This window comes from Pseudomonas sputi, from assembly GCF_021603585.1.
In the GTDB taxonomy this organism is placed as follows: domain Bacteria; phylum Pseudomonadota; class Gammaproteobacteria; order Pseudomonadales; family Pseudomonadaceae; genus Aquipseudomonas; species Aquipseudomonas sputi.
Genome location: NZ_BQHI01000100.1, coordinates 1 through 255 on the forward strand (window position 1 = coordinate 1; position 255 = coordinate 255).

Sequence of the window (255 nt, forward strand, 5' to 3'; positions counted from 1 at the left end):
CCGCTCAGCAATCTTCACCTGAGGAAACGGTCACTTTCCAGCTCCCCAGGCCGATGGTTGCCCCGGTCATTACCGAGCCGCCGAAAGACACTGATGTCGGCCGCGACATGGAGGTGGGAGGCACGGGCGGCATGAAGGGCGCCACTTTGACTGTTTACGATTATGTGTCTGGCCGTGAGCTGGGCTCGAAAGTGCTGCCGGCTGATGGTGTCTGGAGCATGTTGCTGAAGGGTTTGCCATACGGCCCTCTGGTCA

The 255-nt window shown here is 60.0% G+C and carries 1 pseudogene; it reads left to right on the forward strand.

Annotated elements, in window-relative coordinates:
* Positions 1-255: pseudogene (locus L6D81_RS29465) on the forward strand (hypothetical protein); the annotation flags it as partial.